The sequence below is a fragment of the Hymenobacter aquaticus genome, from assembly GCF_004765605.1.
Lineage (GTDB): Bacteria > Bacteroidota > Bacteroidia > Cytophagales > Hymenobacteraceae > Hymenobacter > Hymenobacter aquaticus.
The window spans coordinates 691,403-708,752 of sequence record NZ_SRLC01000001.1 but is presented as its reverse complement, the minus strand read 5'-3'; the positions used below and the strand labels follow the sequence as shown (position 1 = coordinate 708,752).

Annotated in this window: 15 protein-coding genes; 9 read left to right on the top strand and 6 right to left on the bottom strand. The window is 63.0% G+C overall.

Going from position 1 to position 17,350, the window contains the following annotated elements:
* Positions 1–1,278, top strand: coding sequence for an asparagine synthetase B (locus E5K00_RS02970; RefSeq protein WP_135461525.1), 1,278 nt, complete (start codon positions 1–3; stop codon positions 1,276–1,278).
* A 228-nt stretch (positions 1,279–1,506) separates the two neighbouring features.
* On the top strand, positions 1,507–3,357 hold the full coding sequence (locus E5K00_RS02965; protein WP_135461523.1) for a glycoside hydrolase family 2 protein: 1,851 nt from the start codon (positions 1,507–1,509) through the stop codon (positions 3,355–3,357).
* A gap of 91 nt (positions 3,358–3,448) precedes the next feature.
* Here E5K00_RS02965 and E5K00_RS02960 read toward each other — a convergent pair whose 3' ends face one another.
* The 4 genes from E5K00_RS02960 to lpxK all read right to left on the bottom strand — a co-directional run bounded on the left by E5K00_RS02960 (position 3,449) and on the right by lpxK (position 7,740).
* Positions 3,449–3,910 carry a hypothetical protein gene (locus E5K00_RS02960; protein ID WP_135461521.1) on the bottom strand — a complete coding sequence of 154 codons (462 nt, stop codon included), beginning with the start codon at positions 3,908–3,910 and terminating at the stop codon, positions 3,449–3,451.
* Between the two features lie 79 nt (positions 3,911–3,989).
* On the bottom strand, positions 3,990–4,601 hold the full coding sequence (gene miaE, locus E5K00_RS02955) for a tRNA-(ms[2]io[6]A)-hydroxylase (protein WP_135461519.1): 612 nt from the start codon (positions 4,599–4,601) through the stop codon (positions 3,990–3,992).
* Between the two features lie 39 nt (positions 4,602–4,640).
* Positions 4,641–6,692, bottom strand: a complete 2,052-nt coding sequence (locus E5K00_RS02950) for a putative porin (protein ID WP_167856732.1) — start codon at positions 6,690–6,692, stop codon at positions 4,641–4,643.
* Positions 6,685–7,740 (bottom strand): tetraacyldisaccharide 4'-kinase, encoded by a 1,056-nt coding sequence (lpxK, locus tag E5K00_RS02945; RefSeq protein ID WP_135461515.1) that lies wholly within the window; start codon positions 7,738–7,740, stop codon positions 6,685–6,687. Before lpxK ends, E5K00_RS02950 begins: the two co-directional genes overlap by 8 nt.
* 129 nt (positions 7,741–7,869) lie before the next feature.
* On the opposite strand from lpxK, the gene E5K00_RS02940 reads away from it, so the two are divergent.
* The 5 genes from E5K00_RS02940 to E5K00_RS02920 all read left to right on the top strand — a co-directional run bounded on the left by E5K00_RS02940 (position 7,870) and on the right by E5K00_RS02920 (position 13,520).
* The gene (locus tag E5K00_RS02940) at positions 7,870–8,568 is read left to right on the top strand and encodes a uracil-DNA glycosylase family protein (RefSeq protein WP_135461513.1); all 699 of its coding nucleotides are present in this window, start codon (positions 7,870–7,872) and stop codon (positions 8,566–8,568) included.
* A 111-nt stretch (positions 8,569–8,679) separates the two neighbouring features.
* Complete coding sequence (locus tag E5K00_RS02935; protein WP_135461511.1) at positions 8,680–9,780, top strand: Nif3-like dinuclear metal center hexameric protein; 1,101 nt, start codon at positions 8,680–8,682, stop codon at positions 9,778–9,780.
* A complete protein-coding gene (locus E5K00_RS02930; protein ID WP_135461509.1) occupies positions 9,770–10,522 on the top strand; it encodes a zinc ribbon domain-containing protein in 753 nt (250 codons plus the stop codon). The genes E5K00_RS02935 and E5K00_RS02930 overlap by 11 nt, the downstream gene beginning before the upstream one ends.
* A 79-nt stretch (positions 10,523–10,601) precedes the next feature.
* On the top strand, positions 10,602–12,152 hold the full coding sequence (locus E5K00_RS02925) for a DUF3808 domain-containing protein (protein ID WP_135461507.1): 1,551 nt from the start codon (positions 10,602–10,604) through the stop codon (positions 12,150–12,152).
* 57 nt (positions 12,153–12,209) lie between these two features.
* A complete protein-coding gene (locus E5K00_RS02920) occupies positions 12,210–13,520 on the top strand; it encodes an anthranilate synthase component I family protein (protein WP_245328195.1) in 1,311 nt (436 codons plus the stop codon).
* 359 nt (positions 13,521–13,879) lie between these two features.
* Here the strand turns inward: E5K00_RS02920 and E5K00_RS02915 are convergent, their stop codons facing one another.
* The gene (locus E5K00_RS02915) at positions 13,880–14,527 is read right to left on the bottom strand and encodes a chloramphenicol acetyltransferase (protein WP_135461505.1); all 648 of its coding nucleotides are present in this window, start codon (positions 14,525–14,527) and stop codon (positions 13,880–13,882) included.
* Between the two features lie 68 nt (positions 14,528–14,595).
* On the opposite strand from E5K00_RS02915, the gene E5K00_RS02910 reads away from it, so the two are divergent.
* Both E5K00_RS02910 and miaB read left to right on the top strand, forming a co-directional pair.
* Positions 14,596–15,291 (top strand): HAD family hydrolase, encoded by a 696-nt coding sequence (locus tag E5K00_RS02910; RefSeq protein WP_135461503.1) that lies wholly within the window; start codon positions 14,596–14,598, stop codon positions 15,289–15,291.
* A gap of 206 nt (positions 15,292–15,497) precedes the next feature.
* Complete coding sequence (gene miaB / locus E5K00_RS02905; protein WP_135461501.1) at positions 15,498–16,940, top strand: tRNA (N6-isopentenyl adenosine(37)-C2)-methylthiotransferase MiaB; 1,443 nt, start codon at positions 15,498–15,500, stop codon at positions 16,938–16,940.
* Between the two features lie 60 nt (positions 16,941–17,000).
* On the opposite strand, the gene E5K00_RS02900 is transcribed toward miaB, so the two are convergent.
* A complete protein-coding gene (locus E5K00_RS02900) occupies positions 17,001–17,246 on the bottom strand; it encodes a hypothetical protein (protein WP_135461499.1) in 246 nt (81 codons plus the stop codon).
* Positions 17,247–17,350: the final 104 nt, after the last annotated feature.

Sequence of the window (17,350 nt, the reverse complement as noted above, 5' to 3'; positions counted from 1 at the left end):
ATGGTACTGAAACGACTTCTGCCTTTTTTGCTGCTGCTGGCCACCGGCCTGGGCGCGCCGGCCGCGGCCTGGGCCAACCACGTCTTCATCCCGATGGACCAGGTGCAGAAAGAGCACCTGAAAGCCTACGGCATTGCCTACTGGCTGCTGGCCCGGCAGGTGGAGGTGGATTGGCTGCTGAACTACCGCGGGGGCAGCTTTGCTTGCGAAAACGCCCAGGGCCTGGAAAATGAGCTGGCCGTGCGCGGCATCACCTACCAGGTGATTTCCGAGGCTCAGTACGGCAGCATCCTGGCCGAAATTGCCGACCCCAACGCCAACATGGACGTCATGAAGCTGGAGAAGGCCCCCAAAATTGCGGTGTACACGCCCAAGGGCAAGCAGCCCTGGGACGACGCGGTGACGCTGGTGCTGACCTACGCCGAAATTCCCTACACCGAAATTTACGACGACGACGTGCTCAATGGGGTGCTGCCCAAGTACGACTGGCTGCACCTGCACCACGAGGACTTCACAGGCCAGTACGGCAAGTTTTTCGCCTCCTACCGCAACCGGCCCTGGTACCAGCAGCAGCAGCGCGACGCCGAAGCCGCCGCCAAGCGCCACGGCTTCGCCAAAGTCAGCCAGATGAAAGGCGCCGTGGTGACGCGGATGCAGGAGTTTATTGCCGGCGGTGGGTTCCAGTTTGCCATGTGCTCGGCCACCGACACCTACGACATTGCCCTGGCCGGCCTGGGCCTCGACATGGTGGAAAGCATGTACGACGGCGACCCGGCCGACCCCACGGCCCAATCCAAGTTCAACTTCAACCGCACCCTGGCCTTCAAGGACTTCCAGATCGTGCGCGACCCCTACCAGTACGAGTACAGCAACATCGACATGCAGCCCGGCGAGCGGGGCGTGTACGAAGACAACGACTATTTCCAGCTCTTCACCTTCTCGGCCAAGTACGACCCAGTGCCCACCATGCTGACCCAGGACCACGAAAAGACCATCAAGGGCTTTATGGGCCAGACCACGGCCTTCCGCAAGCAGCTCATCAAGTCTGATGTGGTGGTGATGGGCGACAACAAGGCCTCGGGTGAAGTGCGCTACATGCACGGCACGCTGGGCAAGGGTACCTGGACGTTCTACGGCGGCCACGACCCGGAAGACTACCAGCACCTGGTGGAGGAAGAGCCCACCGACCTGGCCCTGCACCCCAATTCGCCCGGCTACCGCCTGATTCTGAACAACATTCTGTTTCCGGCGGCCAAGAAGAAAAAGCAGAAAACCTAAGCCCGGCTCCCGGCCCGCCACCGTAGCCCGACCGATTCCGGTCGGGCTTTTTTGTGCCTCATTGGGAACGGCGCAGGCAACCCAGGCAGCGGCTACGGACGAGTATTTTTCCGGCGGCCGCGGCGGAAACAAGCCTTTTTGCTCCTGAGCTCCGTAAGCACCTGGGATAGAACGCTACCTTGGCCGGCGCGGCTTCTGGCCGGCTTTTTCCTCACTAACGCCCCGCGTATGAACCTTGAGCACATCAACTACGGCCTGTCGGCCAGCCAGGAAGAAACCAAGCCGATTGAGGAACTGCCCAACCCCCTGCCGCGGGCCGTCCTGCGGCTCAACAACCACGTGCTGCTCGATGGGGAGTGGAAGTTCGCCCTCGACCCCGACGACAGCGGCCTGCGCGACGGCTGGCACCTGGGCTACCACTACGAGCACTCCGCCCAGTGGCCCGGCTCCATCGAAACCCACATGGCCCAGGCCAAGGGCCAGACCCAGCCTTCCGCGTGGCAAGACAAGATAGTGGCCTGGTACGAGCGGGAGTTTACCCTGCCCGAAATCGAGGAGCCCCTGCTGCGGTCCATGTTTCAGCTGACGTTCGGGGCCTGCGGCTACGAGACGCGGGTGTGGCTCAACGGCCGGCAGCTGCGCACCATCGAGGGCGAAGACGTGCACTACGGCGAGTATACCTCGTTTTCCTACGAGCTGCGGGAAGAAAACCTGCACTCGGTCAACCGCCTGACCGTGCGCATCGCCGACACGATGGACGCGGAAACCACCCGGGGCAAGCAGGAGTCGCACATCTACAAGCGCGGCGGCATCTGGTACCAGACCTTCACCGGGGCCGTGCGCAGCGTGTGGCTGGAAATGGTGGAGCGCAACCGCCTCCGCTCCCGCGTGGGCGTCGACAGCGTGGTGGAAGACCAGCTGGTGCGCTTCAACCTCACCACCCGCATCCACGACCCGGGCCTGTATACGCTGCGGCTGCAAGTGTACGAGCGGGGCCGCAAGAACGGCACGCCGCCGCTCTACACTTCCGACTTTCCCCTGCGCCTCGAGGCCGGCCAGAAGCAGCAGCGCGTGGTGCTGGAGATGCCCGGAGCCCGGCTCTGGGCCCCGCAGGAGCCCAACCTCTACCAGCTCGTCGCCCAGCTCATCGACGCGGAGGGCTACCCGGCCCAGATTGAAACTCACTTCGGCCTGCGCAAAATTGAGTCGCGGGGCCGGCACGTGTACCTCAACAACGAGCCCACCTACCTCGACGGCATCCTCTACCAGCCCGGCACGGCCACCTACGAGGAAATGCAGCGCCACATGCACGCCATGCAGCAGCTGGGCTGCAACCTGGTGCGGGTGCACATTGCCGGCGTCGACCCGCGCATCTACAACCTGGCCGACGAGCTGGGGTTGCTGCTCTGGGTGGAAGTGCCCAGCCCCCACGCCTCCAGCCCGCGCAGCCGCCAAAACCACAAGGAAGAGCTGCTGCGCATGCTGGCCCTGATTGAGTCGCACCCCTCGGTGGTTATCTGGAGCCTTTACAACGAGGACTGGGGCTGCCAGGACATTGCCGTCAACCCCGACACGCGCCGCTACATCACCGATATGTATCACTTCATGCAGATCGAGCACCCGCAGTTTCTGGTGGTCGATAACGACGGGTGGCAGCATATTTCGGCGGAAGGACGGCTGAAGTCGGACCTGCTCACGGCCCACCTCTACACCCCCGACCTGCCCCACTGGCGCAACCTACTCGACCGCCTCGTGGCCGGGGAGCTGGTGGGCGTGGCCGCCTTCCCCCTGGTCATCGGCGACCCATTCTTCTACCGCCGGCAAAAGCCACTGATTGTCAGCGAGTGGGGCGGCTTCGGCTTTGCCGACTACGGCGGCCCCCAGGCCGGTGAGGAGCGCACCGAGCGGATCCGGCAGTTCAAGCAGGAGCTGCGGGCCCGCCCCATTGCCGGCGACGTGTACACCCAGGCCACCAACATCGAGGAGGAGCGCAACGGCATCATCGACCCGCACACGGGCGAGCTGTCGGTGCCGCCGGGCCTGCTGCACTCCCGCACCCCGGACCTGCCCCGGGCCTGATCCTGGCCTCCGAGCCCGGCAGTAGAAAGCCCCGCTTGCGCTAACACGGCGCAAGCGGGGCTTTCTACTGCTGCTTAATCCAGGCTCTTGGTTACTTGTCGAAGTGCACGAACTGGCGGGCAAACTCCGGAATTTCGACGTTGTTGTAGGGGTCCACGTCCAGGGTGAGCTGAATCATGGTCGCCTGTCCCTTCGTTACTCCGTAGGCCAGCAGTTCGTAGACGGGGCCTTTTTCCGTCTCGTAATGGTACTTAAACGCTTTAGCAGGTGTGCCCTGAATAAAGCAGGCTATTTCCTGCAGGTCCTTCCCCTTCACCTTCTTCATGCGCTGCTTGGTATACTCGGCCGGCGCCCCGTTGCGCAGTTCGGGGTAGTTCACGTACATCAGCACCAGGTCGTACTTGTCGGCCCTCACCTCGTAGGGGCTGACCAGCGTGGCGCCGGCCGGCACTTCGTACTGCTGACCGCAGAAATCAACCACCGGGCCGGTAGCCTGGCCCAGGGCGGTGGTGGCGACGAAAAGGAATAGCGCTAGCGTATACAGTGTCTTCATGATCCGAAAAATACGACGCTTTCCCTAAAGCACTACCCCCGGGCTTCATTTTGTGGTAATAATCCTGATCTTGAATGCTTTAGTGCATTCTATCGTCGCGCACGGGCAGGTTGGTGATGATGTCGCCCTCAATTTTGAGCAGTTCCTGCAGGCGGGCGTCCACTTCTTTCGGGTCGCGGTATTCCTTGGCCAGGTCCACGTAGCTCACGAAGTGCGCGGCCTCCGACACCATCAGCTCGTAGTAGAACTTGCTGAGCTCGGGGTCCGGAATGTGCTTCCACAGCAGCTTGAACCGCTCGCAGCTCCGGGCCTCGATTAAGGCGCTGACCAGCAGCATGTCCATCAGCTGCCGGTCGCGGTGGTCGCCGCGGCGCACGTGGGTCATGAGCTGCACCACGTATTCATCGCGCCGCTGCGGGCCCAGCTCGAAACCCCGCTTGCGCAGCTCCAGCAGCACCCGCTCAAAGTGGGCCCACTCCTCAGCCACCAGCGCGGTCAGCTCGTCCACCAGGCGGGTTTTCTCGGGGTATTTGACAATGAGCGAAATGCCGGTGCTGGCCGCCTTCTGCTCGCAGTAGGCGTGGTCGACGAGAATATCCTCGATGTTTTTGCTGGCAACGTCCACCCAGCGCGGGTCGGTGTTCAGCTTGAGCTTGAGGATGGTTTTTTCCTTGGATTCGGATGCGTCCATAGCGTTTCCGCCCGCCGGGCGGCGTTGTGCAAAAGAGAATTAGTCGAAAAACTGCCAGCGGATGCCCAGCTGAAAGCGCCGGGGCAGGCCCGTGTAATAGGGCGAGGCGAAGTAGCCGTTGCCAAAGTCGAAGAAGCCCTGATTGATGTAGGCCACTTTCAGAAACACCGAAACCGTCTTAATGTCGGTAATCAGAAATACGTCGGCCACCGAGAAGTTGCGGCTGATGAAGTGGTTTTGCACGTAGAACTGCTGGGTGCTGGGGCTGTAGCTATAGCCCTTGAAGCGCGACTGGTAGTATACTTCGGCCCCAATCTGCCCGAACAGGGCCTTTTTAAACAGGTAGTTCTGGTAGTACACCTTGCCGTTGGCCACCAGCCCCGGAATGCGCAGCCCCTCGCCCGAGCCGCCGCTGGTCGCGGTGGCCTGGTTGTCGAAAAAGAACTTGCCCAGGTTGAAGCGGTGGCGCAAGGAGCCAATGAGCAGCACTTTCGTGGCCGACAGCTGCAGCGGAATACCATCCTTGCGGAACGTGCTTTCCACCCCATTGGTAGTAACTACCGAATCCTGGCTGTAATACACTAAGTCGCTGATGGTAACGGTGCTGACGGAAGCATCCACGTAGTGCCGGCCCAGCTTCTGGGCCACCCGCCCCGTGAGCTGGTTGACCAGGGTATTCTTGAACTGCACCGGGTTTAGGGCGGGGTACGCGCGGGGGTTGCTGGCATCGTCGGTGCCGCTGTGGTTCCAGGAATAGTGGTTGCCCAGGAAGCGTTGCTGGGTAAGCGTCGGCGAATAGGAAGAGCTCAGAAACTCTCCGCTTACGGGTCCCAGCCGCGCCAGGGCCCGCACCCAGTACTCGCTCTTGCCTTTGCTTTCATTCACGGTGATAACCGGCATCAGCTCCCCGGCTACTTCCATGGCAATCAGCTTGCGGTAGCGGAAGCTGGCCGTGCCGCCCACAAACAGCTGGGCGTAGTGCATACTGTATGTAGGCAGCACGTTACGGGCCCGGCCAAAGTAGCTTTTGGCCTGCAGGTCGGCGTCGCGGTAGCGGCCGTAGAGGCGGTATTCCACGGCGGGGGTATGGCCCATCAGGCCCACCGTATTTTCCAGCTGCCGGTACTCGGCCCGGTCGTTGGTCAGGGAGGAGCTGAGCAGCGTATCGGGGTAAAACTGCAGCTGCCGGGTCAGCGGGTCCGTTACCAGCCGCTCGTCGCTGTACTTATTGAATTGCCGCTTCCAGTCGAAGATGTGGTAGGCGGTGAGGCCCTTGCCCAGCAGGCGGTAGGTGTGGGTCAGGCGCACTTCGTCCCGGTCGTCCACGTTCAGGGCCTGGGTCAGGTTTACGCGTTCCAGCTCATACTCAAACAGGGCGCGGGGCCGCAGCGAATCAGTGGGCTGGTAGCGGATGCCGCCCTGCTCGGCCACCCGGTGCCGGGCCGTATTGATGCTGAACAGGGCGTGGTACCGGTCGTTCTGGGTTTGGTAGCGCGCAAACAGCAGCACGTTGCTGTGCTCGGCCAGCCCTTCGCGGCGGCTGGTGGCCTGCAGGGATTTGTTGGAGGCAAACCGCTCGTAGGCCAGGCCCACGTTGAAGTTTTTGCCCAGGCTGCGGCTGTACGAGAGCTCAAACACCTGCTCGCCGGCCCCGCTCTGAATAAAGCGGAAGAAGGTAAAGGGCGAGCGGGTATCGTAGAAGGGAATGGTGGCCGAGTTGCGCACGTACTTATCGAAGGCGTTGCGGCCAAACCGGGCCCCCAGCTCCAGGTTGGGCTCCCAGAGCAGGCGGCGCGAGGCCGTGCCCACGTTGCCCAGATCCTGCTGGAAGGTGCTGTCGTGAAACCAGTAGCGGGCCTGCATCTGGTTGGTCAGGGTCGTATCGATGAGGCGGCCTTCATACTGCTCCCGCAGAATATCGGCCTCGCGCAGCACGCGGGTAGTTTTGGCCCCGTAGAGCACCTTGGTCGAGTCGTCGAGCACCTGGGCCGGGCTTAGGCGGGGCAGCAGCAGGCCGCAGGCCAGCACCAGGCCCCAAAAGAACCGGCGCAGGGAGCCGGCGAAACGAAACGGAACGAGCAGATCAGACAACAGCGTGGGGCTGAAATAGGGAAGAAACCAAGTGCTGCACCTGGGCAGCGCCATCGGCCAGAAACTGAACCTGGATGGGAATGTAAAACACCGGCAACGGCGCTACCGCCGCCCGCAGCGCGGGTTCCAGCAGGCGCACCGCGTCCTTTTGCGTGGTAAAAACGCTTTGCCCCGGCCGTAATTGCCCGGCCAGGGCCGCAATATCGGCAGCGGTAAACGCGTGGTGGTCGGCGAAGGCGGCGTGGTGGGTAATCCGGTAGCCGGCCTGGGTGAGGTAGTCGCGCAGCGGGCCGGGCTGGGCAATGCCGGTGAGCAGCACGATTTCGGGGTCCAGCGGCGCGGGCGTGGCCCCTACCGGCACCGGCGCCCCGTAGGCATAGGCCGAAAACAGCACCGGCACCCCGGGCCGGGCGTAGCGCCGCACCCGGGCCGCAATGGCCGCCTGCCCGGCCCCGCTCAGCGCCGGGTCACACTTCGTGACGATAACCGCGTCGGCCCGGCGGGCCCCGCCACGGCTTTCGCGCAGGCGGCCGGCCGGCAGCACGTAATCCTGGTAAAAAGGGCGCTGCTGCTCGGTCAGCAGGATATTCAGGGTGGGTTGCACGCGCCGGTGCTGGTAGGCGTCGTCGAGCACCACGGCCGTGGTACCGGGCACCTCGCGCAGCAGGGTTTCCAGGCCCACGCGGCGGTTTTCGCACACCACCACCGGCACCTGCCCCCCGAAATCCTGGTAATGCTGCAGGGGCTCGTCGCCGATGGTAGCGGCCGTGGCCGTGGCATCGGCGCGGCCATAGCCGGTGGTGCGGCGGCCGTAGCCCCGACTCAGAATGGCGGGCTGCTGGCCGGCCGCCAGCAGCTGGCGCACCACCCAGGCCACGTGGGGCGTTTTGCCGGTGCCGCCCGCGCGCAGGTTGCCCACGCTGATGACGGGCACCGGAAAAGCCACCGATTCCTTTAAGCCCCGGTCGTAGAGCCAGTTGCGCACGTGCAGCACGCCGGCGTAAAGCCAGGCAAAGGGCAGCAGCAGAAAGGCGAGTGGATGGGGCATGGCGGGGCAGCGGGGGCGCAGAGCCGCAAAAGTACGCCTACTTCTTCAGGTTCGAAATAATATGCGCCAGCGGGCCGGCATTGCCGACGGCCGGGCTTCTGCGTATGCCCAGGAATTACCCGATTCGCCATGTCCACGTTTGCCGACCGTCTGCTGCAGTTCCTCACGGCTTTTCCGCTCCCCGCTCCCCTGCCCGACGACGTCGTGGCCGTGAGCCCCTACCAGGAAACCGGGCCCCGGGAGCTGCTTACCCGCTTTGCCCGCCGCTACTACCCCGACAACCAGCCCCGGATTGCCCTGCTGGGCATCAACCCCGGCCGCCTCGGCAACGGCCGCACCGGCGTGGCCTTCACCGACCCGGTGGCTTTGGCCGACCACTGCGGCATTGCCAACGAGTTGCCCCGGCACCGGGAATTGTCGAGCCAGTTTATCTACGAAGTGGTGGCCGCGCTGGGCGGGCCCACGCTGTTTTACCAGGATTTTTTCCTGGGCTCCCTCTACCCGCTGGTGCTGCTGCGCCACGGCCGCAACTACAACTATTACGATTCCCCGCAGCTCACGGGCGCTTTAACTCCCGACATCCAAGCCTCATTAAATCAGCAGGTACTGGAAGTGGGACTGGTGCGAAAGGTGGCCGTGTGCCTGGGCCGCCGCAACGGGCAGCACCTGCTGCGGCTGAATGAGGCGCTGGGCTTGTTCGACCAGATTCACGTACTCGACCACCCCCGCTACCTGATGCAGTACAAGCGCCGCGACCTAGCCCGGCACGTGGCGCACTACGTGGCCGTGCTGCAAGAATGCCGGGCCCTGGTGGCCGGGGCTGCGTGAAGGCCGCCGGGCACATACTGGGCACAATTGCCGGCAAAGCCGCAATTTGCGGCCGGCCGGGCACTTCCGCCGGGCCCCGATTCAACTTCCCCCTTCAACCTCCTATAAGAAATGCCTACCGTTGCTGACCTCGCCCGCCTCCTGGAGCACGTGGCGCCCCTGGCCTACCAGGAATCCTACGACAATGCCGGCCTGCAGTGCGGCGACCCGCAGGCCGAGGTCCGGGGCGTGCTCATTGCCCTGGACTGCACCCCGGCCGTACTCGACGAAGCCCTGCGGCGGGGCTGCAACGTGGTGGTGGCCCATCATCCGGTGGTGTTTCGCCCCCTCAAGCGCCTGACCGGGGCCTCGGAAGTGGAGCAGACCCTGATTAAGGCCATCAAAAACGACGTGGCCATTTACGCCGCCCACACCAACCTCGACAACGTGCTGCCGGGCGTCAACCGCAAGCTGGGCGAAAAGCTGGGCCTGCAGAATCTGCGCATCCTGGACCCCAAAAGCGGCACCCTGGGCAAGCTGGTTACCTACGTGCCCACCACCCACACCGAGGCCGTGCTGCAGGCGCTGTACGCGGCCGGCGCGGGCCAGGTCGGGGCCTATTCCGAGTGCAGCTTCCGGGTAGAGGGCACCGGCACGTTTACGCCCGGCGCGGGCACCAACCCGTTTATTGGCACCCAGGAGCAGCCCGAACAAGTGCGGGAGGACCGCGTGGAAGTATTGCTGCCCCTGCACCGGCACGGGGCCGCGCTGCGGGCTTTGCGGGCGGCTCACCCCTACGAAGAAGTGGCCTACGAGCTGGTGAAGCTGGAAAACGCGCACCAGGACGTGGGCTCGGGCATGATTGGGGAACTGCCCGAGGCCCTGTCGCCGACCGAGTTCCGCCGGCTGCTGCGCTCGGCCCTGGGCGTGCCCGTGGTCAAGCACACCGAGTTTGACCGGCCGATTAAGCGCGTGGCGCTCTGCGGCGGGGCGGGCAGCTTCCTGATCGGCAATGCCCGCCGGGCCGGGGCCGACGCCTACGTCACCGGCGATTTGAAGTACCACGAGTACTTCGGGGCCGAGGGCCAGCTACTGCTCTGCGACGTGGGCCACTTCGAAAGTGAGCAATTTACCGGGGAAATCTTCCGGGATTTGCTTACGGCCAACTTTAAAAGTACTTTTGCGGTCTTAATTGCTGAGACCCTCACCAACCCTGTCCGTTATGATTTCTAATCCTTCCACGGAAACCACCGTTGCCAGTAAGCTGGAAGCCCTTCTGAACCTGCAGCGCCTCGACTCGCAGCTCGACGAAATCCGGCGCGTCCGTGGCGACCTGCCCGAAGAAGTGCGCGACCTGGAAGACGAAATTGCCGGTTACGAGGTGCGCGTAAGCAAGTTTGACGAGGAAATTCAGGCCCTGAACGACCAGATCAAGCAGCGCAAGCAGAACGCCAAAGACGCCGATGGCCTCATCAAGAAGTATGAGGACCAGCAGCAAAACGTGCGCAACAACCGGGAGTACGAGGCCATTGCCAAGGAAATCGAGCTGCAGCGCCTGGAAATCCAGATTTCGGAAAAGAAAATCAAGGAAGCCCAGTACCAGATTGAGCTGAAGAATACCGACATCGCCGGTACCAAGCAGCGCCTGGAAGAGCGCAAGAAAGACTTGACCAACAAGAACACCGAGTTGCAAACCATCGTGGGCGAAAGCGAAGCCGACGAGAAAAAGCTGCTTGAGGAGCGCGAGGAGGCCGTAAAGCCCATCGAGGAGCGCCTGCTGACGGCCTACACCCGTATCCGCGGCAACGTGCGCAACGGGCTGGCCGTGGTGATGGTGAAGCGCGACGCCTGCGGCGGCTGCTTCAACACGGTACCGCCCCAGCGCCAGGCCGACATCATCTCGCACAAGAAAATCATCGTGTGTGAGCACTGCGGCCGGGTTCTGGCCGACGTAGACGTGAAGCAGCCGGCTTAATTTCCGCGCTTCTTTTTCGAACGCACCCAAAAAAGGAACGGCCTCGCAGTCGTTCCTTTTTTATTGCTCCGCTTTTTCCGTGGCTCCTGTTCTGCCTCCTGCGCGTTTTCCTTCCGGACTCCGGCTGCTGCTGGGGCTGCTGCTCGCGCTCCTGACCACGGCCGCCCGCCCCCCCCAGCACGATACGGCTACCACCCAGGCCCCGGAAACCGCGCCGCCGCCGCCGGGTAGCCTGTCGCCGGGGGCGCGGCGGGCCTACGCCGAGCTGCTGAAGCTACGCGTGGAGCCGGCCCGGCAGCTGCTCCGGGAAGAAGCCCGGCGCGGGCCCGCCGGGGCCGGCACCCTGCTCGTGGCCGACTGCATCGACTTCACCGAGCTGATGATCCGCCAGGACGCCAGCCGCTACGAGGCCGTGGTGGCAGCCCAGGACCGGCGCCTGGCCTTGCTGGAAAAGTCCCGGGAGGCGGGGCCTTTGCGCGACTACGCCCGGGCCGAAATCAGGCTGCACCAGGCGGCGGCCCAGGTGACGTACCAGCACGAAATTCAGGGCGCCTGGAGCTTGCGGCAGGCCTACCAGCAGATGCAGGCCGTAGTGAAGCGCTACCCGGATTTTTTGCCGGCCCGCAAAACCCTGGGCATGTGTCAGTTCATGATTGGCTCCGTACCCGAGGGCTACCGATGGTTTTTGAAGCTGCTGGGGCTGCCGGGCAGCGTAGACGCCGGGGTGCAAAACCTGCGCCGGGCCGCCCAGAGCCCCAACGACTTTCAGCCCGAAGCCCGCATTATTCTGGCCCTGGTGCAGGAAACCTACTACAAGCAGGGCGAGCAGGCGGCCCAGCTCATGCAGCAGCTGGCCGCTCAGCAGCCCGACAACCTGCTCTACTCCTACCTGCTGCTCAGCCTCAACAAGCGTCTGCACCGCACCGATGCGGCCCTGGCCGCCTACCGCAGCCGCCCCACCGGCCCGGGCTACCTGGCGGTGCCCTACCTGCACCACATGGCCGCCGATTTGCTGCTCTACCGGGGGCAGTACGCGGCGTCGCGGCAAGCCAATCAGCAGTTTTTGCAGGACTACCCGGGCGTGCACTACCGCAAGGACGCGGCCTTCAAGCTCTATTTGGCCGCCTGGCTCAGCGGCGACCAGCAGGCGGCCGAGCGGTACCGCCAGCAAATCGGTATCGGCAGCCGCACCGTGGTGGAGGAAGACGCCTACGCCCAGCGGTTCTTCGAGGACAAGCTGCCGCTGAACCGCACCCTCACCCGGGCCCGCCTGCAGATTGACGGCGGCTACTACCGGCCGGCCCTGGCCACGCTACGGGGCTTTACGGCCGCCGGCGGGCTGCTGCGCGACCAGCTGGAGGAACCCTACCGCCGGGCCCGGGCCTACCAGGGCCTGGGCCGCCTCGACTCGGCCCGCCTGTATTACACCCGCACCATTGCCCTGGCCGGCAAGGCCCCTTACTACTTCGGGCCGCAGTCGGCGCTGCAGATGGGCTACCTCTGCCAAGCCGACGGGCAGCTGAACATGGCCCGGCTCTACTTCCAGAAAGCCCTGGATTCGCCCAAGCACGAGTACAAGAACAGCACCGACGCCAAAGCCAAAGTGGCCCTGGCGGGGCTGCCGCGGTAGTTCTTGGTTGTTGTTCGTTTTTAGTTAGTCAAGAGAAGAGGAAAAGCATTGAACGTGGTGACCAATCCGCATCCTACGCCGGGCCCGCCGCACCTGGTTCCGTACGCGGCGCTGCCCTGCCCGGCGGCCGAGTTTCGGGCCCGCGCCCTGCACTGGGCCGCGCAGTACGCCTGCTGTGCCTACTACGAGCCCAACGGCGCCGAATACCCCCACGGTCCCTTTCAGCCGCTGCTGGCCGTCACCAACGCCCCGGATGCCGCCCCAACCACCCTGGCCGGGCTGGAAACCTGGCTGGCCCGGCCTGCCGGCGGCCCCCGCTGCGGCTTCGTGACTTACGACGTCAAAAACGAAGTCGAGGCCCTAACCAGCGGGCATTTCGATGGGCTACAGTGGCCGGCCCTGCACTTTTTCACCCCCGAAACCTGGCTCTGCTGGACCGCGGAAGGCCTAGAAATTCACGGCAATACCACGGATGTGCTGGCGGCTATTCTGGCCCCGGCCGTGCCCCCGGCTGCCGGGCCCGGCGTGGCCACCGTGCGGCCCCGGTTGCCGAAAAACAACTATCTGGCGGCGGTGGAAGCCGTGCGGGAAGATATTCTCGATGGGGAAGTGTACGAGCTGAACCTGTGCCAGGAGTTCTACGCCGAAGCAGTGAAGCTGGAGCCGGTCGGCACGTTTCTGCGGCTGCTGGCGGCCTCGCCCACCCCGTTTGCCGGGTTTTACAAGTGGCACGACCGGTACCTGCTCTGCGCCTCGCCCGAGCGGTTCTTGCAGCAAACCGGTAGCCAGCTGATTTCCCAGCCCATCAAAGGTACCATCCGGCGCGGGGCCACGCCGGCCGACGACGAGCGGCAACGCCAGCGGCTGCGCGCCGACGAGAAAGAGCAGGCCGAAAACCTGATGATAGTGGACCTGGTGCGCAACGACCTGGCCCGCGTGGCCCAAACCGGCACGGTGCAGGTGCCCGAGCTGTTCGGCCTTTACCCCTTCCGCCACGTCTGGCAGATGATTTCCACGGTGCAGGCCACGGTGCGCCCGGGCATTGGGCTGGTCGACATCCTGCGCGCCACGTTTCCGATGGGCTCGATGACCGGCGCGCCGAAAATCCGGGCTATGCAGCTCATCGAGCAGTATGAGCGCACCAAGCGGGGCCTCTACAGCGGCAGCCTGGGCTACGTGCTACCCTCCGGCGACTTCGATTTCAACGTCGTCATCCGCAGCCTGCAGTACCGCGCCGACACCGGCTACCTCAGCTTCCAGGTCGGCTCGGCCATCACCTACGACTCCGACCCGCACCGCGAATACGACGAGTGCCTGCTCAAAGCCCAGGCCATGCTGGAAGTGCTGGGAGCCACGGTGAATGAGTGAATGAGCGAATGAGTGAGTTTGCCGTTCAATCCGCCCTAATGGCGCTGCTTTTACTCGGGAGACATTTTTAGAGTTGGATAAGCCTGCCCCGAGTACTCGGGAAGCATTTTTGGAAATACTGTAGTATCTCCTGAGTACTCGGGAAGCACTTTTGGAAGCCGTGAAGCCCCTGCTGAGTAGTCGGGAGGCACTTTTGCTATTCGTGTAGCCCTCCCCGCCTACTCGGAAGGCACTTTTGCGATTCATGCAACCCGTCCCGGCTGCTCGGGAGGCATTTAATCATTTACAAAAATGCCTCCCGAGTAGAAGCTGCCGGTTACTGCCGCTGAGCTTCCAGCGCCGCCCGAACATCAACTCACTCATTCACTCATTCGCTCATTCACCGCCAGTCTCCGCTCGAAGGCTTGCAGGAACTGGCCCACGTGGTAGCCGTCGGCCAGGGCGTGGTGCACGTTCACGGCCACGTTCATATACGTGCGGCCGTGTTCCTCGTAGAGCTGGCTAAAGGAAATCTTGGGGCAGCTGTCGGGGTGGGCGAAGCTGCGGGCGTGGGTCAGGCCGGTGAAGCGCACCCACGGGATGGCCGAGCAGTGCAGCACGTCGACGCGGGCGGTGGTGGGGCTCAGGCGCAGACCGGAGCTGTTCTGCACGGCCTCCATTTCGGCGGTGGCCGCCGCCACGAAGCCCGCCAGGTCATCGTTTTGCTCGATAAAGGAAAAGGCGAAGGTGTGGTCGGGGCGGCCCAGGGTGGCCGAGGCGTGCACCCGCGCATACTGATACACCTGTCCGTCTTCAATACGAGTACGCAGCTCGGGCACCTCGTTGGCGGCCTGCACGGCGTGGTAGAGGTAATACAGAAAAAATGACACGCCCCGGCGCTTGGCCTCGGCCTGGGCCCCGGTGCATTCTACCGGCGCTACGAGGCCAAAAAACGGTTCTTCGAAGGCCCCGAAGAAGGCAAAATGCTCCCGCCGGTTCCAGGTTTGCAGGTCAATCAGCTGTTTCATGGGCGGCAAGTTCGGTAACTTTACCCGCCGGCGTGGCCTTACACGCCCGTTTTCTGCTTTGCTGCCCGATGTCCGCTCCCTCCCTCATTGCCTTCGACGCCGACGACACCCTGTGGTCCAACCAGCCCCACTTCGACCAGGTGGAAGCCCGGCTGCTGGAAATCCTGGCCCACTGCGCCGACCCGGCCCGCATTACCGAGCAGCTCAACCAGGTGCAGCGCCAGAACATGAAGCTCTTCGGCTACGGGGCCAAGTCCTTTATGCTGTCCATGATTGAAACCGCCATTCAGCTCACCGACAGCAAAGTAACCGGCCTGGAAATTCAGCAGATTCTGGACATGGGCAAGGATTTGCTGCGCTACCCCATCGAGCCCCTGCCCGGCGTAGTGGAGGTGCTCACCGAGCTGCGCCGCCGCGGCCACCGCCTGATGGTGCTCACCAAGGGCGACCTGTTCGACCAGGAAAGCAAGCTGGCCCGCTCCGGCCTGGGCGAGTTTTTCGACTACGTGGAAATCGTCAGCGAAAAGGACGAGGCCACCTACCAACGCCTGCTCACTCGCTACAACGCCCTGCCCGGCGAGTTTTTTATGATCGGCAACTCGCTCAAGTCCGACATTCTGCCCGTGGCCCAGCTCGGCTTCCGGGCCGTGCACGTGCCCTTCCACGCCACCTGGATTTTCGAGCACGTCGACCCCGAAAAGCTCGAAGGCCTGGAGTTTCACGCCGTAACGGACCTGCGAGAGGTGCTTGGTTTAGTGTGCTAATGGGTTGGAATGTGCTGATGTGCTAATGCTTAATGTGGGGAATGTGAAGATGCGTCATTGCTTCGTCGGATCTCCTCGCAAGGATATGGAACGACATTTAGCACATTGCCCACATTTCCCACATTCGCACATTACGAAGCTCTGCCATTCTGTCATTTTGGGGCAAAAACCGTTACCTTTGCCCTCCTTCTGTGTTTACGATACCTATGTCCCAGCCCCTGCTCACCCTCGACTTTCTGGATACGCCCGCCGCACCCGCCGCCGCCGACCACCAACCGGCTCAGGATGTGCGCGTCAGCCCGGCCACCCGCACCGGCCGGCAGCGCAAGCTCTACATCGAGAGCTACGGCTGCCAGATGAATTTCTCCGACTCCGAAATCGTCTCCTCCATCCTCTTCGAGGAAGGCTTTGATACCACCGAGCAGCTCGCCGACGCCGATTTGGTGCTGCTCAACACCTGCTCCATCCGCGAGAAGGCCGAGCAGACCGTGCGCATGCGCCTCTCCCAGATCAACAGCCACAAAAAGCGCAACCCCGGCCTACTGGTGGGCGTGCTGGGCTGCATGGCCGAGCGCCTGAAAAGCAAGTTTTTGGAGGAGGAAAAGCTCGTCGACCTCGTCGTGGGCCCCGACGCCTACCGCGACCTGCCCAACCTGATCCGCGAAGTAGACGGTGGGCAGAAAGCCGTGAACGTGCTGCTCTCGCGCGACGAAACCTACGCCGACATTACGCCCGTGCGCCTCAACTCCAACGGCATCACCGCCTTTGTGAGCATCATGCGCGGCTGCGACAATATGTGCTCGTTCTGCGTGGTGCCCTTCACCCGGGGCCGGGAGCGCAGCCGCGACGCGCACAGCATTGTGCAGGAGTGCCGCGACCTGGTCAGCCAGGGCTACAAGGAAGTGACCCTGCTCGGCCAGAACGTGGACTCCTACAAATGGACTTCCGAAGACGGGCAGGAGTTCGTCAACTTCGCCCAGCTGCTGGAGCGCGTGGCCCTGATCAGCCCCGAGCTGCGGGTGCGCTTCTCCACGTCCCACCCCAAGGACATCACCGACGAGGTGCTGCATACGATGGGCAAGTACGAGAACATCTGCAAGTACATCCATTTGCCCGCCCAGAGCGGCAACTCCCGGGTGCTCAAGCTCATGAACCGCACCTACGACCGGCCCTGGTACGAGGAGCGCGTGCAGGCCATCCGCCGCATTCTGGGCGAGGACTGCGCCATCAGCACCGACATGATTTCGGGTTTCTGCTCCGAAACCGAGGAGGAGCACCAGGAAACCCTGAGCCTGATCGACTTCGTGCAGTACGACATGGGCTACAACTTCTTCTACTCCGAGCGCCCCGGCACGCTGGCCGCCCGTAAGCTGGCCGACGACATTCCGCTGGAGGTGAAAAAGCGCCGCCTGCAGGAAGTCATCGACCGGCAGCAGCTCCACGCCCGGGCCCGCTACGCCCGCATGGTCGGCCGCGTGCACCGCGTGCTGGTCGAGGGCCGCTCCAAACGGTCGGAAGAGCAGCTCAGCGGCCGCAACAGCCAGAATCAGGTGGTCATCTTCCCCAAAGGCACCGCCCAGAAAGGCGACTACGTGAACGTGCTGGTGACGAGCACCACCGGCGCGGCCTTGTTGGGCGACATTGTCTAGTTGGTTTTTGGTTGGTTCATGCGTAGCAAGCCCTACCAAATTGTAGAGCCTTATCAGATCCTATTTATCGAGGAGAAACTGCGCACGACTTTGCAGGAACTGCAACTCTTTTTGAGCGTCGTTTTTGATCAGAATGAGATTGAGCGGCTTTTTAGGGATGCTGAAGAAGACCATGTCTCCTTGAAAACTTACCTCTTTTATAAAAAGCCAAGCCTCATTTTTAAAGACTAGACCATCACGGGCATCGTTGATGAATACGAGCCGGAAACTCTGTTTTTGAAGAGCAATGGTGGTTTCAGCAAGCAAAGGCAGTTTGACAACTTCTTTGCCGGCCGTTAGTCGCTTGGTCCTACAATGCTATAGTTATAGAGTAATTCATTCTCTATTTCGTCTTCCTCCCGAAAAACCTA

Bases quoted from the DNA above. Each gene is read 5' to 3' on its own strand.
- E5K00_RS02935 (WP_135461511.1), top strand. From the start codon at position 8,680: ATGCCTACCGTTGCTGACCTCGCCCGCCTCCTGGAGCACGTGGCGCCC.
- miaB (WP_135461501.1), top strand. From the start codon at position 15,498: ATGTCCCAGCCCCTGCTCACCCTCGACTTTCTGGATACGCCCGCCGCA.
- E5K00_RS02960 (WP_135461521.1), bottom strand. From the start codon at position 3,910: ATGAAGACACTGTATACGCTAGCGCTATTCCTTTTCGTCGCCACCACC.
- E5K00_RS02930 (WP_135461509.1), top strand. From the start codon at position 9,770: ATGATTTCTAATCCTTCCACGGAAACCACCGTTGCCAGTAAGCTGGAA.
- miaE (WP_135461519.1), bottom strand. From the start codon at position 4,601: ATGGACGCATCCGAATCCAAGGAAAAAACCATCCTCAAGCTCAAGCTG.
- lpxK (WP_135461515.1), bottom strand. From the start codon at position 7,740: ATGCCCCATCCACTCGCCTTTCTGCTGCTGCCCTTTGCCTGGCTTTAC.
- E5K00_RS02970 (WP_135461525.1), top strand. From the start codon at position 1: ATGGTACTGAAACGACTTCTGCCTTTTTTGCTGCTGCTGGCCACCGGC.
- E5K00_RS02940 (WP_135461513.1), top strand. From the start codon at position 7,870: ATGTCCACGTTTGCCGACCGTCTGCTGCAGTTCCTCACGGCTTTTCCG.
- E5K00_RS02910 (WP_135461503.1), top strand. From the start codon at position 14,596: ATGTCCGCTCCCTCCCTCATTGCCTTCGACGCCGACGACACCCTGTGG.
- E5K00_RS02965 (WP_135461523.1), top strand. From the start codon at position 1,507: ATGAACCTTGAGCACATCAACTACGGCCTGTCGGCCAGCCAGGAAGAA.
- E5K00_RS02915 (WP_135461505.1), bottom strand. From the start codon at position 14,527: ATGAAACAGCTGATTGACCTGCAAACCTGGAACCGGCGGGAGCATTTT.